This is a genomic window from Streptosporangium sp. NPDC048047 (assembly GCF_040653115.1).
Lineage (GTDB): Bacteria > Actinomycetota > Actinomycetes > Streptosporangiales > Streptosporangiaceae > Streptosporangium.
The window spans coordinates 62,058-85,023 of sequence record NZ_JBEZNH010000014.1 but is presented as its reverse complement, the minus strand read 5'-3'; the positions used below and the strand labels follow the sequence as shown (position 1 = coordinate 85,023).

Sequence of the window (22,966 nt, the reverse complement as noted above, 5' to 3'; positions counted from 1 at the left end):
GCCACTTCGCTCACTCGTCCCCTCAGCCGCTCCGCGTGCTCCTGGAGGGACCGTACCCCCACGTCGCCGCGTACGATCGCCTGGATGCCCTGTACGGCGGCGGCCAGGCCCTGGACGGTCGTGATGCACGGGATGCCCCGCAGCACGGCCGCGGTGCGGATCTCGTAGCCGTCCAGCCGCGGCCCGGACTGGCCGGGGCTGCCGAAGGGCGTGTTCACGATGAGATCCACCTCGCCGTCCAGGATCCGCCGGCCGATGGTCGGTTCACCGTCGGGGCCCGGCCCGTCACTCTGCTTGCGCACGATCTTGGCATGGACGCCGTTGCGGCGCAGCACTTCGGCGGTGCCCTCGCTGGCCAGGATCTCGAAGCCGAGATCGGCGAGCGCCTTCACCGGGAAGATCATGGCGCGCTTGTCCCGGTTCGCCACCGAGACGAACGCCCGTCCCTTGACCGGCAGCGAGCCGTAGGCGGCGGCCTGCGACTTGGCGTAGGCGATGCCGAAGAACTCGTCGATGCCCATCACCTCGCCGGTGGAGCGCATCTCCGGGCCCAGCACCGTGTCCACCGCGTCGTTCATGCTGCGGATGAACCGGTTGAACGGCAGCACCGCCTCCTTGACCGCGATTGGCGCGTCCAGCGGCAGGGTGCCGCCGTCGCCCTCGGCCGGGAGCATGCCCTCCGCGCGCAGTTCGGCGATCCCCGCCCCCATCATCACCCGGGCCGCCGCCTTGGCCAGCGGCACCGCGGTGGCCTTGGAGACGAACGGCACCGTACGGCTGGCGCGCGGGTTGGCCTCCAGCACGTACAGGATGTTCGCCGACATGGCGTACTGCACGTTGATCAGGCCGCGCACGCCCACGCCGCGGGCGATGGCCTCGGTGGCCGCGCGGATGCGCTTGATGTCGTGGCTGCCCAGCGTCATCGGCGGCAGCGAGCACGCCGAGTCGCCGGAGTGGATGCCGGCCTCCTCGATGTGCTCCATGACGCCGCCGAGGTAGAGCTCCTCGCCGTCGAACAGGGCGTCCACATCGATCTCGACGGCCTCGTCGAGGAACTTGTCCACCAGCACCGGGTGGTCGCTGGCGGCCCCGGCCCGGGACATGTAGGTGACCAGGGTCTCGTCGTCGTAGACGATGGCCATGCCGGCGCCGCCGAGGACGTAGGAGGGCCGCACCAGCACCGGGTAGCCGATCTCGGCGGCGATCTCCAGGGCGTCCTGCTCACCGGTGGCGGTGCCGTGCCGGGGCGCGGGCAGGCCGGCCTCGGCCAGGACGCGGCCGAACGCGCCGCGCTCCTCGGCGAGGTGGATCGACTCCGGCGAGGTGCCGACGATCGGGACGCCGGCGTCCTTGAGCGCCTGGGCCAGGCCCAGCGGGGTCTGGCCGCCGAGCTGGACGATGACGCCCGCGACCTGGCCGCTCTGCTGCTCGGCGTGGACGACCTCCAGGACGTCCTCCAGGGTGAGCGGCTCGAAGTAGAGCCGGTCGGAGGTGTCGTAGTCGGTGGAGACCGTCTCGGGGTTGCAGTTGACCATGACGGTCTCGTAGCCGGCCTTCGACAGCTCGAAGGAGGCGTGCACGCACGCGTAGTCGAACTCGATGCCCTGGCCGATGCGGTTGGGACCGGAGCCGAGGATGATGACCTTGGGCCGCTCGCCCGGCGGGACCTCGGTCTCCTCGTCGTAGGTGGAGTACAGGTAGGGCGTCCGCGCGGCGAACTCCGCGGCGCAGGTGTCCACCGTGTTGTAGACCGGCCGCACGCCGAGCGCGTGGCGCAGGTCGCGCACCCGCTCCTCGGTCATGTCGCACAGCTCGGCGATCTGCGCGTCGCTGAAGCCGTGCCGCTTGGCCAGGGTCAGCGCCTCGGCGTCGAGCCGCGGGGCCCGGCGCAGCCCGCCGGCGACCTCGTCGATCGCGAAGAGCTGGTCGAGGAACCACGGGTCCACCGAGGTGGCCTCGAACAGCTCCTCGGGCGTCGCCCCGGCGCGGATGGCCTGCTGCATGGCGCGCAGGCGGCCGTCGTGCGGGGTGCGGCAGGCGTCGAGCAGCGCGTCCTTGTCGCCGGGCTCCCCGGCCCAGGTGAAGACCGCGTCCTTCTTCTCCAGGGAGCGCAGCGCCTTCTGCAGTGCCTCGGGGAAGGACCGGCCGATGGCCATGGCCTCGCCGACCGACTTCATGTGGGTCGTCAGCGTCGCGTCGGCCCCGGGGAACTTGTCGAAGGCGAACCGCGGGACCTTGACCACGATGTAGTCGAGCGAGGGCTCGAACGACGCCGGGGTCTCCCGGGTGATGTCGTTGGGGATCTCGTCCAGGGTGTAGCCGATGGCGAGCTTGGCCGCGATCTTGGCGATCGGGAAGCCGGTGGCCTTCGAGGCCAGCGCGCTGGAGCGGGAGACCCGGGGGTTCATCTCGATGACGACCATGCGGCCGGTGGCCGGGTCGACCGCGAACTGGATGTTGCAGCCGCCGGTGTCCACGCCGACCTCGCGGATGACCGCGATGGCGACGTCGCGCATGTTCTGGTACTCGCGGTCGGTCAGGGTCAGCGCGGGGGCCACGGTGACGCTGTCGCCGGTGTGCACGCCCATCGGGTCGAGGTTCTCGATGGAGCAGACGATGACGACGTTGTCGGCCCGGTCGCGCATCACCTCCAGCTCGTACTCCTTCCAGCCGAGGATGGACTCCTCCAGGAGCACCTCGCTGGTCGGGGAGGCGTCGAGGCCGGCCCCGGCGATGCGGCGCAGGCCGTCCTCGTCGTGGGCGAAGCCGGAGCCGACGCCGCCCATGGTGAAGGAGGGGCGCACCACCAGCGGGTAGCCCAGCTCCGTGGCGGCGGCCAGGCACTCGTCCATGGTGTGGCAGACGACCGAGCGGGCCGACTCGGCGTTCAGGCCCCGCTCGGCGGCGACCTTGCCGACGATGGCCTTGAACATCTCGCGGTTCTCGCCCGCCTGGATGGCGTCCACGTCGGCGCCGATCAGCTCGACGCCGTACTCCTCCAGCACCCCGGCCTCGTGCAGCGCGATCGCGGTGTTGAGCGCGGTCTGGCCGCCGAGGGTGGGCAGGAGGGCGTCCGGCCGCTCCTTGGCGATGATCTTCTCGACGATCTCCGGGGTGATCGGCTCGACGTAGGTGGCGTCGGCGAACTCCGGGTCCGTCATGATCGTGGCCGGGTTGCTGTTGACGAGGATCACGCGGAAGCCCTCGGCGCGCAGCACGCGGCAGGCCTGGGTGCCGGAGTAGTCGAACTCGCAGGCCTGGCCGATCACGATCGGCCCGGAGCCGATCACCATGACCGACCGGATGTCCGTGCGCTTAGGCATCCTTGCCCTCCGTCTTCATGGTCGCGTTCCGCTGCGCGCTCATGGTCGCGCTCGGCTCCTCACTCGCTGCGCGGCCGGCTCCTCCGTCGCCGCCCGCTCCGCTCGCTCGTCCCCTCTCCTGCTCCGCGCTCATGGTCGCGTGCTGCTCCATCAACTCGCAGAACCGGTCGAAGAGCCCCGCGGAGTCGTGCGGGCCGGCCGCCGCCTCGGGGTGGTACTGGACGCTGAAGGCCGGCCGGTCGACGAGTCGCAGCCCCTCGACGCAGTCGTCGTTGAGGTTGACGTGGCTGACCTCCGCCGGGCCGTACGGCGTGTCGAACGGCCCGTCCAGCGGCGCCTGTACGGCGAAGCCGTGGTTGTGCGCGGAGATCTCCACCTTGCCGGTGCTCCGGTCCTGGACCGGCTGGTTGACGCCGCGGTGGCCGTAGCGCAGCTTGTAGGTGCCCAGGCCCAAGGCCCGGCCGAAGATCTGGTTGCCGAAGCAGATGCCGAAGAACGGCCTGCCCGCGGCGAGGACGCCGCGCAGCGCCTCGACGGCGGCGTCGGCGGTGGCCGGGTCGCCGGGGCCGTTGGAGAAGAAGACCCCGTCGGGGCCGAGGGCGAGGATGTCCTCGGCGGTGCTGGTGGCGGGCAGGACGTGCACCTCGCAGCCGCGTTCGGCCAGCCGGTGCGGGGTCATCGCCTTGATCCCGAGGTCCACGGCCGCCACGGTGAAACGCTTGGCGCCGATCGCCGGCACCACGTACGGCTCGGCGGTGGAGACCTCCCGCGCCAGGTCGGCGCCCTCCATGCCGGGGCTGCGCCGTACGCGCTCCACCAGCTCCTCGACGGTGGCGAGGGCGTCGCCGGAGAAGATCCCGGCGCGCATGGCCCCGCGCTCGCGCAGGTGGCGGGTGAGGGCGCGGGTGCCGGGGATGGCGATGCCGACGACGCCCTGCTCCCTGAGGTAGTCGTCGAGGGAGCGGCGTGCGCGCCAGCTGGAGGAGACGCGGGCGGGCTCGCGGACGACGTAGCCGGCCACCCAGACCCGCGAGGACTCGGGGTCCTCGTCGTTGACGCCGGTGTTGCCGATGTGCGGCGCGGTCATCGCGACGATCTGACGGTGGTACGAGGGGTCGGTGAGCGTCTCCTGGTAGCCGGTCATCCCGGTGTTGAAGACCATCTCGCCGAAGGTCTCTCCCTCGGCGCCGTAGGGCGCCCCTTGGAAGACGCGGCCGTCTTCCAGCACTAGCACTGCGGTCACTCGAAAACCCCGATCATATCGGTCACTGCTCCGCAAAGTATGAAATATCAGGCATGTTGGTGGAGGGGATCTCCACGATGTGAGACGCGCCGTCCGTCCGGCCCCGCCCGCCCGTTCCCGGGCGCGGGCCGGCCGTCACGCGTCCGCGCACGCGTCGTCGGGTGCGCTTCCCCCCGGCGCTCCGCGCCTCCGCGGGCCGGGACCCGGCGGCCCCTCCCGCCCGCCGTACGGAGCGGACCGTACGGCGGGCGGCGGGGTGAGGCGTCAGACGAGCTTGCCGTCCAGGACGGTCGGTCTGCCGCGCAGGAAGGTCGCGACGACCCGGCCGGGCAGCGTCCTGCCCTCGTAGGGCGTGTTGCGGCTGCGCGAGGCGAAGCCCGAGGGGTCCACCTCCGCGCGCGCCGAGGCGTCGTACAGCGTGATGTTGGCCGGGGCGCCCGCCTCGACGGGACGGCCGTGACCGGCCAGGCGGCCGATCCTGGCCGGGGCGTACGACATGCGCTCGGCGACACCCGACCAGTCAAGCAGGCCGGTCTCCACCATGGCCTCGTGAACCACCGACAGCGCCGTCTCCAGTCCGATCATGCCCATCGCCGCGGCGGACCACTCGGTCTCCTTGTCCTCGACCGGGTGCGGCGCGTGGTCGGTGGCGACGCAGTCGATCGTGCCGTCGGCCAGCGCGAGGCGCAGCGCCTCGACGTCGGCGCGGGTGCGCAGCGGCGGGTTGACCTTGTAGATCGGGTTGTAGGCGCCGACCGGGGAGTCCTCGACGAGGTCGTCGGTCAGCAGCAGGTGGTGCGGGGTCACCTCGGCGGTGACGTCCCAGCCCTTGGACTTGGCCCACCGGATGATCTCCACCGAGCCGGCGGTGGAGACGTGGCAGACGTGCAGCCGGGAGCCGACGTGCGCGGCCAGCAGGCAGTCGCGGGCGATGACCGCCTCCTCGGCGACCGCGGGCCAGCCGGTCAGGCCGAGCCTGCCGGAGACCGCGCCCTCGTTCATCTGCGCGCCCGCGGTCAGCCGCGGCTCCTGGGCGTGCTGGGCGATCACTCCGTCGAACGCCTTGACGTACTCCAGGGCGCGGCGCATGAGCACCGCGTCGGAGACGCACTTGCCGTCGTCGGAGAAGACCCGCACCCGGGCCGCGGAGTCGGCCATCGCGCCGAGCTCGGCCAGCCGCTCGCCCTCCAGGCCGACGGTGACGGCGCCCACCGGGCGCACGTCGCAGTGGCCGGCCTCCTGGCCCAGCCGCCAGACCTGCTCGACGACGCCGGCGGTGTCGGCGACCGGGTCGGTGTTGGCCATGGCGTGGACGGCGGTGTAGCCGCCCAGGGCGGCGGCGCGGGTGCCGGTCTCGACGGTCTCGGCGTCCTCCCGGCCCGGCTCGCGCAGGTGGGTGTGCAGGTCGACGAGGCCGGGCAGGGCGATGAGGCCCCGGGCGTCGATCGTCTCGTCGCCGGTCAGCCCCTGGCCGACCTCCTCGACGACCCCGCCGCGGACGAGGATGTCGGCGGGCTCGCCGCCGAGGATCCGCGCTCCCTTGATCACGGTGCTTCGCTGCTCGCTCACTGTCGGATCTCTCCCCCGAGGTCGGCGCCGCCCAGCAGCAGGTACAGGACGGCCATGCGCGTGGTCACCCCGTTGGCGACCTGCTCGACGATCGTCGAGCGCGGTGAGTCGGCCACCTCGGCCGCGATCTCCATGCCCCGGTTCATCGGACCGGGGTGCATCACGATGGCGTCGTCGTGCATCCTGGCGACGCGGTCGCGGTCGAGGCCGTAGCGGCGGCTGTACTCCCGCTCGGTGGGGAAGAACGCGGCGTTCATCCGCTCGCGCTGGACGCGCAGCATCATCACCACGTCCGACTTGGGCAGCACGGCGTCGAGGTCGTAGGAGACCTCGCAGGGCCAGGAGCCGACGCTCACCGGCAGCAGGGTCGGCGGGGCGACCAGGGTCACCTCGGCGCCGAGCGTGCTCAGCAGCAGGACGTTGGAGCGGGCCACCCGGCTGTGCAGCACGTCGCCGACGATGGTGACCCTCCTGCCGTCCAGCGGGCCCAGTCGGCGGCGCATGGTGAACGCGTCGAGCAGCGCCTGGGTGGGGTGCTCGTGGGTGCCGTCGCCGGCGTTCACGACGCTGCCGCGGACCCAGCCGGCCAGGCGGTGTGGCGCGCCGGAGGCGCCGTGCCGGATGACGACGGCGTCGGCGCCCATCGCCTCCAGGGTCAGCGCGGTGTCCTTGAGGGACTCGCCCTTGGAGACGCTGGAGCCCTTGGCCGAGAAGTTGATCACGTCGGCCGACAGGCGCTTGGCCGCCGCCTCGAAGGAGATCCGGGTCCGGGTGGAGTCCTCGAAGAAAAGGTTGACCACCGTACGGCCGCGCAGCGTCGGCAGCTTCTTGATCGAGCGGTCGGAGATCTTGGCCAGCTCGTCGGCGGTGTCGAGGATGAGCAGGGCGTCGTCGCGGCTCAGGTCGGCCGCGGAGATGAGATGGCGCCTCACCGGCCGTCCCCCCTCAGCAGCAGGACGGCGTCGCGGCCGTCGTTCTCCTCCAGGTAGACCTTGACGATCTCGGACTTGGAGGTGGGGAGGTTCTTGCCCACGTAGTCGGCGCGGATGGGCAGCTCGCGGTGGCCGCGGTCGACCAGGGCGGCGAGCTGCACGGCCTGCGGGCGGCCCAGGTCGTTGAGCGCGTCGAGCGCGGAGCGGACCGTGCGGCCGGAGAAGAGGACGTCGTCGACGAGGACGACGACCCTGCCGTCGATGCCGTCGGCGGGCAGGTCGGTGCGGCCGAGGGCGCGGGCCGGGCGCAGCCGCAGGTCGTCGCGGTACATCGTGATGTCGAGCGACCCGACGGGCACCGGGCGGCCCTCGAAGCGGGCGATGTGGCCGGCCAGCCGGCGGGCCAGGTGGACACCCCGGGTGGGGATGCCGAGCAGGACGATGTCCTCGGCGCCCTTGGTGCGTTCGAGGATCTCGTGGGAGATGCGGATCAGGGCGCGGTTGATGTCGGGTCCCTCGAGGACCGCGCGCGCGTCCTGGGCATGCGAAACGGCGTCAGCCAAAAGAACACCACCTTTCCCGCCTCACGGGACGGGTCTTAAAGGAAGTCGACGCCTCACGGTAGCAGGCGCGCCGTGATGCCTCCCAACCAGCCCCTTCGCGCCTCCGGCGCCGCCGGGCGGGGCGCGGGCCGTTCCGGCCTTCCGGCGGCGACCTGCGGGAAAAACTCCAAAAAGAGGGAAGAACCCGGAGAACCGGGAAAACCGGGAAAGCGGTGGATGAACCACCCCTGAAGCGCCCGATGCGCATCGAGGTAACACGGAGGACGAAAGACATGACCTTCCACGTCGGCTCCGAGGTGGGCAGGCTCCGCCGGGTCCTGCTGGACCGGCCCGAGCTGGCCCTGCGGCGCCTCACCCCCTCCAACAAGGAGGACTTCCTCTTCGACGAGGTGCTGTGGGTGGAGCGCGCGATGGAGGAGCACCGGCAGTTCGAGCGCATCCTGCGCGAGCGGGGCGTCGTCGTGCACCTGCTGGCCGACCTGCTGCGCGAGACGGTCGAGGTCCCCGAGGCGCGCAAGTACGTCCTCGACAACGTCATCGACGAGCGCTACTTCGGGCCGATGGCCGTCGACGCGCTGCGCAACGCGCTGGACTCGATGGACGCGGCCGACCTGCAGCGCCACCTCGTCGGCGGCATCACCAAGCGCGAGCTGGTGGAGCGGGGCACCGACCCCAAGAGCCTGGCGTTCCACACCCGCGAGCCGGACGAGTTCGTCCTGCCGCCGCTGCCCAACCACCTGTTCACCCGCGACACCTCCTGCTGGATCTACGGCGGCGTCTCGATCAACGCGATGCGCCGCAAGGCCCGCCGCCGCGAGACCGTCAACTACCAGGCGATCTACCGCTACCACCCGATGTTCGCCTCCGGCTACGACCGGCCGGGCGAGGGCGGCTACGACGTCTGGATGCCCGGCATGTCGGCCGCGCCCGCCACCATCGAGGGCGGCGACGTCCTGGTCATCGGCCGGGGGGCGGTCCTGGTCGGGATGAGCGAGCGCACCAGGCCCGAGGCGGTGGAGATGCTCGCGCGCAGCCTGTTCGCCCGGGGCGGCGCCGAGCGGATCGTCGCGCTGCACCTGCCGAAGGCCAGGGCGTTCATGCACCTGGACACCGTCATGACGAACGTGGACGTCGGGGTGTTCACCAAGTTCGCCGGCCTGGGCATGCTGCCCTCCTACACGGTCGAGCCCGGCGACACCGAGAAGGAACTCAAGATCACCGACCACGCCCCCGAGGACATGCACCGGGCCATCGCCCGCGCCGTCGGGCTGGACGACATCGAGATCCTCACGCCCACGCAGGACGTCCGAGCGGCCGAGCGGGAGCAGTGGGACGACGGCTGCAACACGCTGGCCGTCGAGCCGGGCGTGGTCATCGGCTACGAGCGCAACACCGTCACCAACGACCACCTGCGCGCGAACGGCATCGAGGTGATCACCACCCCGGGCGGCGAGCTCGGCCGGGGCCGGGGCGGCCCGCGCTGCATGAGCTGCCCCCTCGAACGCGACGGCGTCTGAGGAGGCCGCCGTGACGACCACCCCGGGAGGCTGAGCCGTGCGCATCCTGGTCGCCCTCGGAGGGAACGCCCTGCTGCGGCGCGGGCAGCGGCCCGACGCCGAGGCGCAGCGGGACAACGTCCTGGCCGCCGCCGCGTCGCTGGCGAAGCTGGCCGTACGGCACGAGCTCATCGTGACCCACGGCAACGGCCCCCAGGTGGGCGTGCTGGCCCTGGAGAGCGCGCACGACCCCGAGCTGAGCCGGCCCTACCCGCTCGACACGATCGGCGCCGAGACGCAGGGCATGATCGGCTACTGGCTGCTGCAGGCGCTGCAGAACGCCCTGCCGGGGCGTCAGGTCGCCGCGCTGGTCAACCAGACGCTCGTCTCGGCCGTGGACCCCGCCTTCGACGACCCCGCCAAGTTCGTCGGCCAGGGCTACGAGAAGGAGGAGGCCGAGAAGCTGGCCGCCCGGTACGGCTGGACCGTCAAGCAGGACGGCGACCGCTGGCGGCGGGTCGTGCCCTCCCCCGTGCCGCAGCGGGTGGTGGAGACCCGGCTGATCCGCCGCCTGGTCCGCGACGGCGTCCTGACGATCTGCGCGGGCGGCGGCGGCATCCCGGTCATCCGCAACGAGGTCGGCCTGCTCCAGGGGATCGAGGCCGTCGTCGACAAGGACCTGACCGCCGCGCTGCTCGCCGAGGCACTGGAGGCGGACGTGTTCATGTCGCTGACCGACGTGCCGGGGGTCGCCAGGAACTTCGGCACCCCGCGGCAGGAGGAGATCGCCCGCACCACGCCCCACGAGCTGCGCGCCGAGCACTTCCCGGCCGGTTCCATGGGACCCAAGGTGGAGGCGGTCGCCCGGTTCGTCGAGACGACCGGCGACATGGCCGCCATCGGCAGGCTGGAGGACGCGGCGCGGATCCTTGAGGGCACGGCGGGCACCATCGTCACGCCCGGCGGAACCTGGCCGCCGGACGGCATGCCCTGATCCAGGGCACGGGGTGAGGGGAAGGGAGCGCCGATGGTCTCCATGGCGCGCCGGCTGCTGCGCACCAAGCCGGCCGACGAGATCGTCGCCGAGGGCGGCCACGGCGAGGGCGGCGAGCTGCGCCGGACCATGACCATGTGGCAGCTGACCCTCTTCAGCGTCGGCGCCACCCTCGGCACCGGCATCTTCGTCATCCTCGGCCAGGCCGTGCCGAAGGCCGGTCCAGCGGTGGTCGCCTCCTTCGTGCTGGCCGCGGTCACCGCCCTGTTCTCCGCGCTGTCCTACGCCGAGCTGGCCGGCACGATCCCGGTCTCCGGGTCGTCCTACTCCTACGCCTACGCGACGATGGGCGAGCTGGTGGCGTGGGTGTGCGGCTGGTGCCTGATGCTGGAGTACGCGGTCTCGGTGGCGGCCGTGGCGGTCGGCTGGGGCGAGTACCTCAACCGCTTCCTGGAGGACCTGTCCGGCACGCGCCTGCCCGACGCCGTCACCCACTCCCCCGGCGACCAGGGCGGCGTGCTGAACCTCACCGCGATCCTGATCGTGCTGCTGGCCACCTGGCTGCTGCTGCGCGGCGCCTCCGAGAGCGCCAGGGCCAACGTCGTCTTCGTGCTCATCAAGATCGTGGTGCTGGTGTTCTTCTGCGCGGTGGCCTTCAGCGCGTTCCGCACGGGCAACCTCACGCCGTTCGCCCCGCTGGGCATGGCCGGCGTCACCGCCGCCGCCTCGCAGGTGTTCTTCTCCTACATCGGCTTCGACGCCGCCTCCACGGCCGGAGAGGAGGCGCGCGACCCCAAGCGCGACCTGCCGCGGGCGATCATCCTGTCCCTGGTCATCGTCACGATCGTCTACGTCGCGGTGGCGCTGTCGGCCGTCGGCGCCATGCACTGGCGGCTGTTCGACCCGAACACCACCGAGGCCAGCCTCGCCCTGGTCGCCGACCGGGCCACCGGGGCGACCTGGCCGGGGATCGTCATCTCCTTCGGCGCGGTCGTCGCCATCGCCAGCGTCGTGCTCACCGTCCTGTACGGCCAGACCCGCATCCTGTTCGCGATGTCACGCGACGGCCTGATCCCGAAGGTCTTCCAGCGGGTGGACCCGCGCCGTCAGGTGCCGGTCGCCAACACCCTCATCGTGGCCCTGTTCGTCTCGACGCTGGCCGGGTTCATCCCGCTCGGCCAGCTCGCCGAGGCGACCAGCATCGGCACCCTGTTCGCCTTCGCGATCGTCAACGCGGGCGTGCTCGTGCTGCGCCGGACCCGCCCGGAGCTGCCGCGCAGTTTCCGCACGCCGTTCTTCCCCGTCACCCCGATCCTCGGGGTGATCTTCTGCTTCGTCGTGATGGCCGGGCTCGCGTCCGTCACCTGGCTCGCGTTCGGGGCCTGGATGGCGGCCGGCCTGCTCGCCTACTTCCTGTACGGCTACCGCCACTCCCGTCTCAACCGGAGCACCAGATGAAGATCGAGCACATCCTCGCCGGGTTCATCCCCGAGACACGGGGCAGGGACGGGCTGGCGCTGGCCGTGCTGCTGGCCAGGCAGGCCGGGGCCCGGCTGACCGTCGGACACGTCCACCCGCCCGCCTGGCCCACGCCGGGCCCCGGGAAGGTCGACGCCGAGTGGCGGGCCTACATCACCGCGCAGGCCGCCCAGGCGCTGCAGCAGGCACGGCTGGCCCTGACCGGCGTCCGGGACGTGCCGATCGGCTACATGCTGGAGGCCGACCGCGGCAGCGGGCGCGGACTGGTCGGGCTCGCCGGGCGGATCGGCGCCGACGCGGTGGTCATCGGCTCCGCGCCCCGGGGCTCCCGGGGCCGCATCGCGCTGGGCAGCACCGCCGACCAGCTCCTGCACTCCTGCCCGGTGCCCGTCGCCCTGGCCCCGCGCGGGTACGCCGAGGACCACCCGCCGGCGATCCGGCGGCTGGCCGTGGCCTACCGCCGCGACCCCGCCTCCGACGACGCCGTACGGCCGGCCGCGGAGATCGCCGCGGCGCTGGGGACGCCGCTGCACCTGATCACCCTGGTCGTGAGCCGGGGGATGCGGGTGAAGGCTGCCGAGCAGACGCTCGACCGGCTGCGTGAGCGGGCCGCCGCCGACCTCGGGGAGGCGGCGCACGGGCACGATGTGGAGGTCACGACGCAGGTGCTGGAGGGCGGGGACGTGGCGTCCGCGCTCGGCGGCGCCGGGTGCGAGGGCGCGCTGCTGGTCTGCGCCTCCAGCACGGCCGGCCCGCTGCGCCGGGTCTTCCTCGGCGACACGTCAATGAAGATCATCCGCGCGTCGGCGTGCCCGGTGATGATGCTGCCCCGCAACCCGCCGCCGCGGCCCGCCGAACCGGCCGGGAGCACCGGGGGCGCCAGGAGGGCCCGGAGCGGCGAGGCGTGACCGGCCGCGCCGGGGCGGCGGCCCACGGTCTCCTCACGCCCGTGGGGCGCCCGTGGACGCCCCGGTGCGTCCGTGCCGCGCCCGTGCCGCGTCCGCGCGGGACGGCGGCCGTCGCGGCCGTCCGGCACGGCGACCGGTGGGGCCGTATCGCCCATGCGGGACAACTGCGGCCTTTGAGGCGGAACCCACCGGACCGGATTCCGCATCTTTTTTCCAATCAGCTTGACCTTGGGCGTCCACAGCTTTACCGTCACTGTCCGTAACCGCACCTCGCGGCCTTATCGGGTAAACCCTGACGCTCCCGTCACCGAAGGTCCCTGTCCCGCGCACCAACCCAGCGGTTGGGGCATAAGTTGCGAGGGAGCACAATCAAGTGAAAGCAGTGCATAACAGAGCCGGGGGGCCACACTATGCCGTCTGAGTACGCCAAGTCGCTGGGTGCACGACTCCGTGCCATCCGCACCCAGCAGGGCCTGTCCCTGCACGGAGTCGAAGAGAAGTCGCGCGGGCGCTGGAAGGCGGTCGTGGTCGGCTCCTATGAGCGCGGTGACCGCGCCGTGACGGTCCAGAAGCTTGCCGAACTGGCTGATTTCTACGGCGTGCCGGTTTCGGAGCTGCTGCCCGGCGGCGCCGCGCCGAGCCCGCTCGGCCCGACGCCGAAGCTTGTCATCGACCTTGAGCGCCTTGCCCAGCTCCCCAAGGAGAAGGCCGGCGCGCTGGCCCGTTACGCCGCCACCATCCAGAGCCAGCGTGGCGACTACAACGGCAAGGTGCTGTCCATCCGCCAGGAGGACCTCCGCTCCCTGGCGGTGATCTACGACAAGTCCCCGGCCGAGCTCACCGAGGAGCTCATCAACTGGGGCGTGCTCGACCCCGAGGCACGGCGCGCCGTCGAGTCGTTCTGACCGTCGCCGTGGGCGTGCCGCCGCGGCGCGCCCACGGCCGCGGAGTGCGACACGCCGTATCTCCGGAAGATCACTCGCATACCGCCACAGAAGACCTTCACTGTGGTAGGAAAAGGCAAATACGGCTTTAGCGAGATGTGGTGAACATGGCACGGAGAGAGGATCGGCACGATCACTCTCCTCCGTCCCCGAAAAGCCGCCTCGACGTCGTCGTGGCGATGCTCGGCTCGACGAAGACCCGCGCCTTCCTGCGACTGCTGACCTCCGTCGGGGGCAGCAGGACCCAGGGCACCCTACGGCTGCTGCCCTTCGTCGTCATGGCCGTGGTCGCCCTGGCCGACCTCGGCTCGGGCCCGGAGACCGGACTGCTCCCCCTGCTGGCCCTCGGCCCGGCGTTCGCCAGCGTCGCCTGCGGCCTGGGCCGGACGACGGTGGTCGGGATCGTCGCGCTGGCGCTGTGCGTCGCCCTCGGCCTGCACTACGACGTCCTGTGGAGCTCCCGCACCAACATCACCATGATGGCCATCCTGGGCGTCACCATGGCCAGCGTGCTGGCCAGCGCCGGCCGGCTCCGCCACGAACGGCAACTCGCCGACGTCCGCTCGGTGGCCGAGGCCGCCCAGCGGGTTCTGCTGCGGCCGGTGCCGCGCCGGGCCGGACCCGAGATCAGCGTCGCCGTCTCCTACACCTCCGCCACCGCCGAGGCCCGGATCGGCGGCGACCTGTACGACGTGGTCACCACCCCGCACGGGGTGCGGATCATCGTCGGGGACGTGCAGGGCAAGGGCCTGGAGGCGGTGGAGACGGCCGCGGTGGTGCTGGGCGCCTTCCGGGAGGCCGCCCACGACGAGACCGGGCTGCTGCGCGTGGTGACCCGCCTGGAGAACGCCCTGACCAGGGAGCTTTCGGGCGAGCAGTTCGTGACGGCGATCCTCGCCGAGATCACCGGCGACGCCTCCATCACCATCGTCAACTGCGGTCACCCGCCGCCCATGGTGCTGGGAGCCGGCGACAAGCAGTGCTTCGCCGAACCGCCCGAGGAGGCGCTGCCCCTGGGCATGGGCGCACTGCGGGTCAGCGAGCCGAAGCCGTACCGCATCCCCTTCGAGCCCGGGGAGCAGGTGCTCTTCTACACCGACGGGGTCATCGAGGCGCGCAACGGGGCGGGCGAGTTCTATCCGCTGGAGGCGCGGGCGCACCTGCTCGGCGGATCGGATCCGCAACTGGCCCTGGACGCCCTGCGCGCCGACCTGCTGCGGCACGTGGGCCGCCCGCTGGGCGACGACGCCGCGATGCTCCTGCTGCGCCACCGGGTGGACCGCCGGACGGACTCCTCGGACGCGTCAGCCCCCTCGGCGGTCCCCTGAGCGCCCGGCAGGGAGGCCCTGAGCGCCCGGCCGGGGTCTCCTGAGTGCCCGGCAGGGCCACAGGACGGGACCGGGACGCCGCGGACGCGGGCGACGGGATGACGGAACGGCGGGACGACGCGGTGAGGGGCGCGCCTGCCGGCGTGTGAGGGCGTGTGAGGGGGTTCGCCGGGCGGCGGGGGTCAGCCGGCCAGCGGGACGCTGCCGGGCAGGGTGGGCTGGACGGGCACGCCGAGCATCTTCTCGACGGTGGCGACGAACCGCTCCGCCTCGGAGATCAGCTCCTCGGCGTCGCGCGCCGACACCACGCGCGTCATGCCGGCCTCGGCCGAGGCGCGCTTGGTGGCGCTCATCTCGAAATAGGGGGCCCAGTCGGCCAGCCGGGGCTCCGCCTCCGGCAGCAGCTCCCAGGCGCTGCGCAGCCTGCGCCTGCGGCCGTCCATGGGGCGCGGGCGGGCGGCCAGGACCGCGGCGGCGGCACGCAGGGCCGCCAGGTGGGCCGCGACGTAACGGGTGGCGGGGGTGGTCGCGGCGGCGGCCTCCTCCAGGCAGTCGCGCGCATCGGCCAGATGCGCCCGGACCGTGGGCGAGAGCCGGGGCCCGCCCGAGTCACCGGGTCGATGGATCACTGCGCTTCAACCTCCTTGGTCGCAAGCGGCTCCCGGCGTTCTCACCGGTGATGTCAAGGCTCGCAGACACCACCGACAAATCCGCCGGGCGGCCGGACGAGGAGCTTCCCCTCTCCCCGTCCGGTTCCCGCCCGCCGTCGCCGCCGTGACGGCGGCGACGGCGGACGACCGCCCCTGGACGCGAGCCGCGAGCCTCGCATCTTTACATCGAACATAAATTCGATCACCCGCACTGTCAAGCAGGGCGGCGAACAAAGGTTCGATCGGCGGGAAAAGCGAGAACCCCGGGAGATGGGGATCTCCCGGGGTTCTCCGCGCTCGAACAGGGGCTCGGGGACGGCCTGCGAACCGGCGGGGCGGGCTCCCGTCGCGGCCGCCGCGCGCCCCGCCGTACCGGCTCCGCCGGGGAAGGGCGGGCCACGGCGGAGACGGCGTACGGAGAGGCGGCGGGCGGGCCGCGGTGGAGACCGCGGACGGTCCCGTGGGCTACCGCACGAACCTCCCGCGGACGTGCACCGGCACTCCGGTGCCGAGCAGCTTGGGCAGTGCCGACGCGACGTTCATCGGCAGCCGCACACAGCCGTGCGAGGCCGGGGCCAGCGGCACCGACAACGCACCGTGCAGGGCGATGCCGCCGTTGAAGAAGATCGGGTTGTACAGCTTGCCGAGGTAGGAGGTGTGCCAGCCGCTTCGCCGCCAGGTCGTCCGGTAGTCGCCCGTCGGCGTGCGGGCGTTGCCGCAGAACCGCTGGGTCCGGCCGTTCCAGGTGGCCGTCTCGCAGTAGGGGATCCCGCTGCCGGAGGAGATGTGGCTGATCAGCCGCACCCTCCCGCCGACGTACAGGACCATCACCTGCTGGGTGAGGTTCACCTCGACCCGGGTCGCCCGGCCGCCCGGCACGAGCACCCTCGGGGCGCGCGGAGCCTCCAGCGCCCGCCACGTCCTGCTCGCCACGGTGCTGGTCGGCGCGATGCCGTGGACCTTCTGGAAGGCCCACAGCGCGGTCAGGGTGCCCCCGCCGTACCGGCCGTCGGCCGTGCCCGGCATGTAGCCGAGCTGCTGCAGCCGCGTCTGGAGCACCTTGACCTCGGCCCCCTTGGCGCCGAGCCGGAGCGTCCGGCCGGGCGCGGTGAACGCGGGCGCCGCCATCGGGACCGCGGCCGCGCCGACCGGGGCCCCGGTGACCGTGGAAGCGGTGACCGGGACCGCGGCGGCCGGGAGGGCGCCCGCCGGGGTGCGGGGAGCCGCCGCGGCGCTCGCGAGACCGGGTGAGGAGACAAGGAGGGCCGCCGCAGCCAGCGTGGCCGCTCCGAGCCGCCGTCGGACTCTCATCTGGACCATCCCCTCGTTACCGTGATTTCTGGATCAAGGGACCATAGTGCATCGTCGTCTCGTCCCCATCACGGTCAATGGGACGGCATGCAACGGTCCAACTGTTTAGAGTGGCCGCGTGCCAGAAAAGTTGCATCCGAATGTGGAGAAGGTCGCCGCGGTCCTCCGCGAGCACGGCGCCGCCGGTGAGATCGTGGTGTTCGAGGAGGCGACCCCGACCGCGGCGACGGCGGCGGCCCGGCTGGGCTGCGAGGTCGGAGCGATCGCCAACAGCCTGGTCTTCGACGCCGACGGCGAGCCGCTCCTGGTGCTCACCAGCGGCGCCCACCGGGTGGACACCGCCCTGGTGGCCCGGACGGCCGGCGCGGCGAAGGTACGGCGCGCGAGTCCCGACTTCGTCCGGGCGGCCACCGGCCAGGTGATCGGCGGGGTGGCCCCGGTCGGCCATCCGGCCCCCCTGCGGACCCTGGTCGACACCTGGCTCGGCCGGTACGAGACGGTGTGGGCCGCGGCGGGTCACCCGCACACGGTCTTCCCCACGTCCTTCGCCGAACTGCTCCGCCTCACCGGGGGCGTCGCGACCGAGGTGGAGGAGCCGGCCCCCGCGCGGGAGACGGCCGCGGCGGAGGAGAGGACCACCGCCGGGTAGGAGGCCCGTGACGCCGCGGGCCGCCGGCCGCCGGCGCGCTCACCGGGACGGCCGGCCGGTTCCCGCCGCGCCGCCGTACCGCCGGGCGTTCATTTCCCGGCTCGGTCCGGTTCGGGCGGCATCGTCCCTGCTAGGGTGCGGAAGGTGATCGGACTGCGCCGGGTCGGACCCGCTGAGTTCACCTCCCGGCTGGACGCGATCCTCGCCGTCTACACCGCCGCGATGAGCCCGCCCGAGGAGCAGGTCCCGGGCCGCAGGACGATCATGGAGAACCACTCGGTCCAGCCCGGGTTCTCCTGCGTGTTCGCCGAGGACGCCACCGGCACGCCGGTGGGTCTCGCCTACGGCTTCCACGGGGTCCCCGGGCAGTGGTGGCACGACGTGGTCATGCGGGCCCTCGCCGACCGGAACGGCGAGGGGAGCGCGCGGGGCTGGCTGGGAGACGCCTTCGACCTCGCCGAGGTCCACGTCCACCCCGACCACCAGGGCGGGGGCATCGGCCGGGCGATGGTCGTCGCGGTGTGCGGCGGCCGTCCGGAACGCACCGCCGTGCTGTCGACCCGTGACCGGCCCACCGCGGCCAGGCACCTCTACCACAGCATGGGCTTCGTCGACCTGCTCACCCGGTTCGTCTTCCCGGGCGGCCACGAGCGCTACGCCATCCTCGGGACGGTGCTCCCCCTCAGGCCGATGGCCGGACGGCCCCCGGAGGCGTGAGCCGGACGGCGTGAGCCGGGTGACGTGGCGGGCCGTGTGAAGCCGCCGCCCACCGATCCGCCCGCCATGCCGTCCGCGTCCGGCCCCGGTCCGCAGCCCACCGATCCGCCCGCCGTACCGTCCGCGTCCGGCTCCGGCCCGCCGCGCGCCCGTGGACCGGCCGGGCTTGAGGCTCCGGGGCCCGGCTCAGCCGGTCAGGGCGGCCTGCGGGGCGACGGGGAGCCCGGGGGAGATGTCGAGCGCCTGGAAGACCTCGCGGGTCGCGCTGGAGCGGTTGAAGGTGATGAAGTGGATGCCCGGCGCGCCCTCGTCGAGGAGCGTCCGGCACAGCTCGATGGCGTGCTCGATGCCCAGGCGACGCACGGCGGCGGGGTCGTCGGCGACGGCCTCGAACCGCGCCGCGACCTCCGGCGGGAACGGCGCGCCCGACAGCTGCTCGGACCGGGCGATCGTGCTCATCTGGGTGACGGGCATGATGCCCGGGATGATCGGCGTGTCGCAGCCGGTGGCGGCCACCCGGTCGCGCAGCCGGAGGTAGTCCTCGGCACGGAAGAACATCTGGGTGATCGCGTAGTCGGCGCCCGCACGGCACTTGCGCACGAAGTACTCGGTGTCGGACTCGATCGTGGCCGACCTGGGGTGCTTGTAGGGGAAGGCGGCCACGCCCACGCAGAAGTCGCCGGACTGGCGGATCAGCCGGACGAGGTCCTCGGCGTACTGGACGCCCTCGGGGTGGCGCACCCACTCGCCGGCGGGGTCGCCGGGCGGGTCGCCCCGCACCGCGAGGATGTTGCGCACGCCCGCGCCGGCGAACCGGCCGACCAGGTGGCGCAGCTCGCGCAGGGAGTGGTTGACCGCGGTGAAGTGGGCGACCGGGGTCAGCGTGGTCTCGTGGGCGAGCCGCTCCACGATCTCCACGGTGCGGTCGCGGGTGCCGCCGCCGGCGCCGTAGGTCACCGACACGAAGGTGGGGCGCAGCGCCTCCAGCTCCCGGATGACGCGCCAGAGCTGGCGCTCGCCATCGGCGTTCTTCGGCGGGAAGAACTCGAAGGAGAAGGAACGGCCACCGGCGGCGAGGAGCTCGCGGACGGTGGGCACGCGGTCGGGAAGGACGGACGGGCGACCCAGAGCCATGCCCCAAGGGTACTCGGAGCGCCGCCGCCCGCCGTACTCGTGGGATGCGCTGTCACGCCGCGCCGCCCGGTGCGCGGCGGGATGGTCGCGCCGCGCGGCGGGGTCGTCGCGCCGCGTCACCCGGTGCGCGGGGGGTCGCGAGGGCCGCGGGGGCACGGCCGCCCGCACGGCCATCCATGGGGACGCGGCCGCCGCACGGCCCGATCCGCGAGGACGTCGTCGCACCGTGTCACCCCGTGCGCGGGGGCGCGGCGGCCGGCGCGGCCCGGTTTCCGGTGCCCTTCCTGCTCGGGGGGCCTTTCGGGTGTCCCTTCCCTCGGTAACGGTGCGTGCGAAACGCCGTAGTGTCCCGCGGATAGGAATCCGTCCGCTTGGACCGATAATGTCTGGGCATGACCACTTCCGCAGCCACACTCGATATCGTCCGCATCGAGGTGGACCGCGCCCTCAGGGAGTTCGTCGACCGGCAGCGGCCCCAGGTCAGCGCACCCGAGGCGGCGCCGCTCATCTCCGCCGCCGAGGACTTCCTCTCCGCGGGGAAGCGGCTGCGCCCGGCGTTCTGCTACTGGGGCTGGCGCGGCGCGGGCGGCGAGGACGACCCGGCGTTCTTCAACGCCGCCGCGTCCCTGGAGCTCCTCCAGGCGAGCGCGCTGGTCCACGACGACGTGATGGACGCCAGCGACATGCGCCGGGGCATGCCGTCGGCGCACCGCAGGTTCCAGGCCCTGCACGAGGACGCCGGCTGGCACGGCTCGGCCGCGCAGTTCGGCATGGGCTCCGCCATCCTGCTGGGCAACCTGATGCTCATCTGGTCGGGCGAGATGTGGCGGTCCAGCGGGCTGCCGCCGGCCGCCCTGGCCGCGGCCCAGGACGTCCACGACCACATGCGCACCGAGCTGATGTGCGGCCAGTATCTCGACCTGCTGGAGCAGGCCCACGGCGAGGGCACCTTCGACAGCGCGCTGCGGGTCGCCCTGTTCAAGAGCGGGAAGTACTCGGTCGAGCAGCCGCTGCGGCTGGGCCTGGTGCTGGCCACGCGGGGGCGCGAGCCGTGGATCGACCGGCTCTGCGAGGAGTACGGCCAGTGCGTGGGCATCGCCTTCCAGCTCCGCGACGACATCCTCGGCGTGTTCGGCGACCCGCTGGAGACCGGCAAGCCGGCCGGCGACGACCTGCGCGAGGGCAAGCGGACCATGCTCATCGCCCGCACCCTCGCGGCGGCCTCCCCGGCCCAGGCCGCCCAGGTGCGCGCCATGCTCGGCGACCCGGCGCTGGACGAGGCCGGGGTGGACCGGCTGCGGCAGATCATCCAGGAGACCGGGGCGCTCGCCGCGTGCGAGAGCCTGATCCGGGAGTATCTCGACGACGCCCTGCGCTCGCTGGAGCACGCCCCGATCACCTCGGAGGCCCGTACCGCGCTGGCCGAGCTGGCCGTGGCCGCGACGTCCCGCCGCACCTGACCCGACCAAGAGCCCGTGCGACCGCGCCGCAGGCCGTACGGCCGGCCCGGCCGCGGCCGGTCAGCCTCCGGCGGTCAGCCGGCGCCTGAACTCCTCGGCCGCGGCCTTGGGGTCGTCGGCCTCGGTGATGGCCCGCACCACCACGACCCGGCGCACGCCGTACGACATGACCTCGTCGAGGTTGGCGAGGTCGATGCCGCCGATGCCGAACCAGGGCCGGTCGGTCGCGAGGGCCGCGGCGTGCCGGAGCAGGCCGGGGCCCGGCGCGGACCGCCCGGGCTTGGTGGGCGTCGGCCAGATCGGGCCGCAGCAGAAGTAGTCCACGCCGGGCTCGACGGCCGCGGCGGACGCCTCCCCGGGGGCGTGGGTGGAACGCCCGATGAGGATGTCGTCGCCGAGGATGTCGCGGGCGACCGGCACGGGCAGGTCGTCCTGGCCGAGGTGGAGCACGTCAGGCCGGGCCGCGTAGGCGATGTCGGCGCGGTCGTTGACCGCCAGCAGCCGGCCGTGCCGGTCGCAGGCGTCGCGGAAGACCTCCAGCAGCGCCAGCTCCTCGCGGGCCTCCAGGCCCTTCTCCCGGAGCTGGACGATGTCGACGCCGCCGCTCAGGGCGGCGTCGAGGAAGTCCGCGAGGTCACCGCGGTCACGGCGGCCGTCGGTGCAGAGGTACAGGCGGGCGTCAGAAACCGAGGGCCTGGGCACGTCTCTTGACCTCGGTGTGTCGGCCCGCGGCGATCGCCTCCACCGGCGATCCCGGCAGGCTGTCGTCCGGGGTGAAGAGCCAGCGCAGTGACTCGACGTCGTCGTATCCGGCGTCGAGCAGCACGGTGAGCGTGCCCGGCAGTCCCTTCAGGACGTCGCCTTCGGACAGGAACACGGCCGGGATCTGGGGTTCTCCCCCGCCCCGGCGCACCCCGATGAGCTTGCGGTCCTTGAGGAGCTGCTTGGCGCGGCCGGCACTGAGGCCGAGCCTCCGGGCCACCTCGGTCAGGGTGAGCCACTCGCCCACCAGCTGGTCGGTCTCCCGGTCGATCTGCGCAACAGAAAGCGTCACGAATCCACCACTACCACATCGAGCCTTTCGCCAAACACCGGCGCGGGATCACGCCGCGCAGTCGCGCAACGCTACCGCAGGGTCGGCCAGGCGCTCGACGTCGAGGGGCCGGCCGCCCTCGATGAGGCGCCTGCCCTGGACGAGGTCGCGGGGCCGGTCGACGGACAGCACCGCGACGAGCCGGTCGCGGTCGTCCACCCAGCAGGCCCCCCACCTCGGGTCGATCCCGGGGTCGCCGCGCATGACCATGCGGCCGCCGTCGTGCCGCCCGGCGTACTGGACCATGTGGCCGAACTGCTCCGACCAGAAGTAGGGCACCGGGTCGTATACCGCCGTCTCCCCCATCAGGGAGGCCACGGCCACCTCGGGGGCGTTCAGCGCGGTGTCCCAGTGCTCGACCCGCAGGCGGCGGCCGTAACGGCGCGACCACCAGGCGGCGCAGTCGCCCGCGGCGACGACGCCGGGCAGCCAGGTGCGCAGGTGCTCGTCGGTGACGACGCCGTCGTCGAGCCCGACGCCGGAACCGGCCAGCCACTCGACCGCGGGGCGGACGCCGACGCCGGTGACGACGACGTCGGCCTCGATCGCCGAGCCGTCGGCCAGGGTCAGCCCGCCGTGGTCGACGGAGGCGACCGCGGTGCCGAGCCGCAGGTCGACGCCCGCCTGTTCGTACCAGGGAACGGTCCGCGCGCCGACCGGGCCGAGGGCGGCGGCCAGCGGGACGCCGGCGGCCTCGACCACGGTGACCTCGCAGCCTGCCCGGCGGGCGGCGGTGGCCACCTCCGCGCCGATCCAGCCCGCGCCGACGACGGCGATCCTGACCCCCGGCGCGAACAGGGCGCGCAGCCCGAGGGCGTCGTCGATGGTGCGCAGGACGTGCTGCGGGCCGTCGCCGAGCAGCCGGACCGGGCGGGCGCCGGTGGCGATGACCAGCCCGTCGTAGGGCAGCTCACCCTCGGTGGTCTCCACCACGCCGGGCCGCAGCCCCTTGGCGGCCACCCCCGGGCGGAACGAGACCTCGAGGGCGCCAAGGTCGGAGTCGACGACCGTGGAGTCGGTGCCGCCGAGCAGGACGGCCTTCGACAAGGGGGGGCGGTCGTACGGCCGGTGCCGCTCCTCCCCGATCAGGGTGATCGTGCCGGCGAACCCATGGGCCCGTAACGCCTCGACGCTGCGCACGCCGGCCAGGCCGGCGCCAACCACCACGACATG

At 73.0% G+C, this 22,966-nt stretch carries 20 protein-coding genes; 9 read left to right on the top strand and 11 right to left on the bottom strand.

All coding sequences use genetic code 11. The annotated features are described in order from the left end of the window. The 5 genes from carB to pyrR form a co-directional block, all read right to left on the bottom strand. Positions 1 to 3,323: carbamoyl-phosphate synthase large subunit (gene carB / locus AB0D67_RS15180; protein ID WP_362934562.1), on the bottom strand; the 3,323-nt coding region annotated here is incomplete at its 3' end. Then, positions 3,316 to 4,566 (bottom strand): glutamine-hydrolyzing carbamoyl-phosphate synthase small subunit, encoded by a 1,251-nt coding sequence (gene carA, locus AB0D67_RS15175; protein ID WP_362934559.1) that lies wholly within the window; start codon positions 4,564 to 4,566, stop codon positions 3,316 to 3,318. The genes carA and carB, both read right to left, overlap by 8 nt. A gap of 264 nt (positions 4,567 to 4,830) precedes the next feature. Further along, positions 4,831 to 6,135, bottom strand: coding sequence for a dihydroorotase (locus tag AB0D67_RS15170; protein WP_362934556.1), 1,305 nt, complete (start codon positions 6,133 to 6,135; stop codon positions 4,831 to 4,833). Beyond that, positions 6,132 to 7,067, bottom strand: a complete 936-nt coding sequence (locus tag AB0D67_RS15165; RefSeq protein WP_362934553.1) for an aspartate carbamoyltransferase catalytic subunit — start codon at positions 7,065 to 7,067, stop codon at positions 6,132 to 6,134. The genes AB0D67_RS15170 and AB0D67_RS15165 overlap by 4 nt, the downstream gene beginning before the upstream one ends. Further along, positions 7,064 to 7,630 (bottom strand): bifunctional pyr operon transcriptional regulator/uracil phosphoribosyltransferase PyrR, encoded by a 567-nt coding sequence (gene pyrR, locus AB0D67_RS15160; RefSeq protein WP_362934550.1) that lies wholly within the window; start codon positions 7,628 to 7,630, stop codon positions 7,064 to 7,066. Before pyrR ends, AB0D67_RS15165 begins: the two co-directional genes overlap by 4 nt. Before the next feature lie 272 nt (positions 7,631 to 7,902). Between pyrR and AB0D67_RS15155 the strand changes: the two genes are divergently transcribed. The 6 genes from AB0D67_RS15155 (at position 7,903) to AB0D67_RS15130 (ending at position 14,779) form a co-directional block, all read left to right on the top strand. Next, a complete protein-coding gene (locus AB0D67_RS15155; RefSeq protein WP_362934547.1) occupies positions 7,903 to 9,147 on the top strand; it encodes an arginine deiminase in 1,245 nt (414 codons plus the stop codon). 37 nt (positions 9,148 to 9,184) lie between these two features. Beyond that, positions 9,185 to 10,120 carry a carbamate kinase gene (arcC, locus tag AB0D67_RS15150; protein WP_362934544.1) on the top strand — a complete coding sequence of 312 codons (936 nt, stop codon included), beginning with the start codon at positions 9,185 to 9,187 and terminating at the stop codon, positions 10,118 to 10,120. A 33-nt stretch (positions 10,121 to 10,153) separates the two neighbouring features. Continuing rightward, complete coding sequence (locus AB0D67_RS15145; protein ID WP_362934541.1) at positions 10,154 to 11,578, top strand: amino acid permease; 1,425 nt, start codon at positions 10,154 to 10,156, stop codon at positions 11,576 to 11,578. After that, entirely contained in the window at positions 11,575 to 12,507 is a 933-nt protein-coding gene (locus AB0D67_RS15140) for a universal stress protein (protein WP_362934538.1), read from the top strand. Before AB0D67_RS15145 ends, AB0D67_RS15140 begins: the two co-directional genes overlap by 4 nt. A gap of 410 nt (positions 12,508 to 12,917) precedes the next feature. Next, entirely contained in the window at positions 12,918 to 13,412 is a 495-nt protein-coding gene (locus AB0D67_RS15135) for a transcriptional regulator (RefSeq protein WP_179818469.1), read from the top strand. A 146-nt stretch (positions 13,413 to 13,558) separates the two neighbouring features. Then, entirely contained in the window at positions 13,559 to 14,779 is a 1,221-nt protein-coding gene (locus AB0D67_RS15130; protein WP_362934535.1) for a PP2C family protein-serine/threonine phosphatase, read from the top strand. A 182-nt stretch (positions 14,780 to 14,961) separates the two neighbouring features. On the opposite strand, the gene AB0D67_RS15125 is transcribed toward AB0D67_RS15130, so the two are convergent. Together AB0D67_RS15125 and AB0D67_RS15120 are read right to left on the bottom strand one after the other, a co-directional pair. Further along, entirely contained in the window at positions 14,962 to 15,408 is a 447-nt protein-coding gene (locus tag AB0D67_RS15125; RefSeq protein ID WP_362934532.1) for an SAV_6107 family HEPN domain-containing protein, read from the bottom strand. Positions 15,409 to 15,894: 486 nt separating this feature from the next. After that, the gene (locus AB0D67_RS15120) at positions 15,895 to 16,740 is read right to left on the bottom strand and encodes a L,D-transpeptidase family protein (RefSeq protein ID WP_362934529.1); all 846 of its coding nucleotides are present in this window, start codon (positions 16,738 to 16,740) and stop codon (positions 15,895 to 15,897) included. 118 nt (positions 16,741 to 16,858) lie between these two features. Here AB0D67_RS15120 and AB0D67_RS15115 point away from each other — a divergent pair, with 118 nt between their 5' ends. Next, on the top strand, positions 16,859 to 17,389 hold the full coding sequence (locus AB0D67_RS15115; protein ID WP_362934526.1) for a YbaK/EbsC family protein: 531 nt from the start codon (positions 16,859 to 16,861) through the stop codon (positions 17,387 to 17,389). Positions 17,390 to 17,533: 144 nt separating this feature from the next. Continuing rightward, positions 17,534 to 18,106, top strand: a complete 573-nt coding sequence (locus AB0D67_RS15110; RefSeq protein ID WP_362934523.1) for a GNAT family N-acetyltransferase — start codon at positions 17,534 to 17,536, stop codon at positions 18,104 to 18,106. Positions 18,107 to 18,292: 186 nt separating this feature from the next. On the opposite strand, the gene metF is transcribed toward AB0D67_RS15110, so the two are convergent. Next, a complete protein-coding gene (gene metF / locus AB0D67_RS15105) occupies positions 18,293 to 19,240 on the bottom strand; it encodes a methylenetetrahydrofolate reductase [NAD(P)H] (protein ID WP_362934520.1) in 948 nt (315 codons plus the stop codon). 392 nt (positions 19,241 to 19,632) lie between these two features. Here metF and AB0D67_RS15100 point away from each other — a divergent pair, with 392 nt between their 5' ends. Then, the gene (locus AB0D67_RS15100; RefSeq protein ID WP_362934517.1) at positions 19,633 to 20,700 is read left to right on the top strand and encodes a polyprenyl synthetase family protein; all 1,068 of its coding nucleotides are present in this window, start codon (positions 19,633 to 19,635) and stop codon (positions 20,698 to 20,700) included. Positions 20,701 to 20,760: 60 nt separating this feature from the next. Here AB0D67_RS15100 and thiE read toward each other — a convergent pair whose 3' ends face one another. The 3 genes from thiE to AB0D67_RS15085 are packed head-to-tail and all read right to left on the bottom strand — an operon-like array spanning position 20,761 to position 22,960. Continuing rightward, positions 20,761 to 21,402 carry a thiamine phosphate synthase gene (gene thiE / locus AB0D67_RS15095; protein WP_362934514.1) on the bottom strand — a complete coding sequence of 214 codons (642 nt, stop codon included), beginning with the start codon at positions 21,400 to 21,402 and terminating at the stop codon, positions 20,761 to 20,763. Beyond that, a complete protein-coding gene (locus AB0D67_RS15090) occupies positions 21,380 to 21,754 on the bottom strand; it encodes an Rv2175c family DNA-binding protein (protein ID WP_362934511.1) in 375 nt (124 codons plus the stop codon). Before AB0D67_RS15090 ends, thiE begins: the two co-directional genes overlap by 23 nt. Positions 21,755 to 21,802: 48 nt before the next feature. Continuing rightward, the gene (locus tag AB0D67_RS15085; RefSeq protein ID WP_362934508.1) at positions 21,803 to 22,960 is read right to left on the bottom strand and encodes an FAD-dependent oxidoreductase; all 1,158 of its coding nucleotides are present in this window, start codon (positions 22,958 to 22,960) and stop codon (positions 21,803 to 21,805) included. Positions 22,961 to 22,966 lie beyond the last annotated feature (6 nt).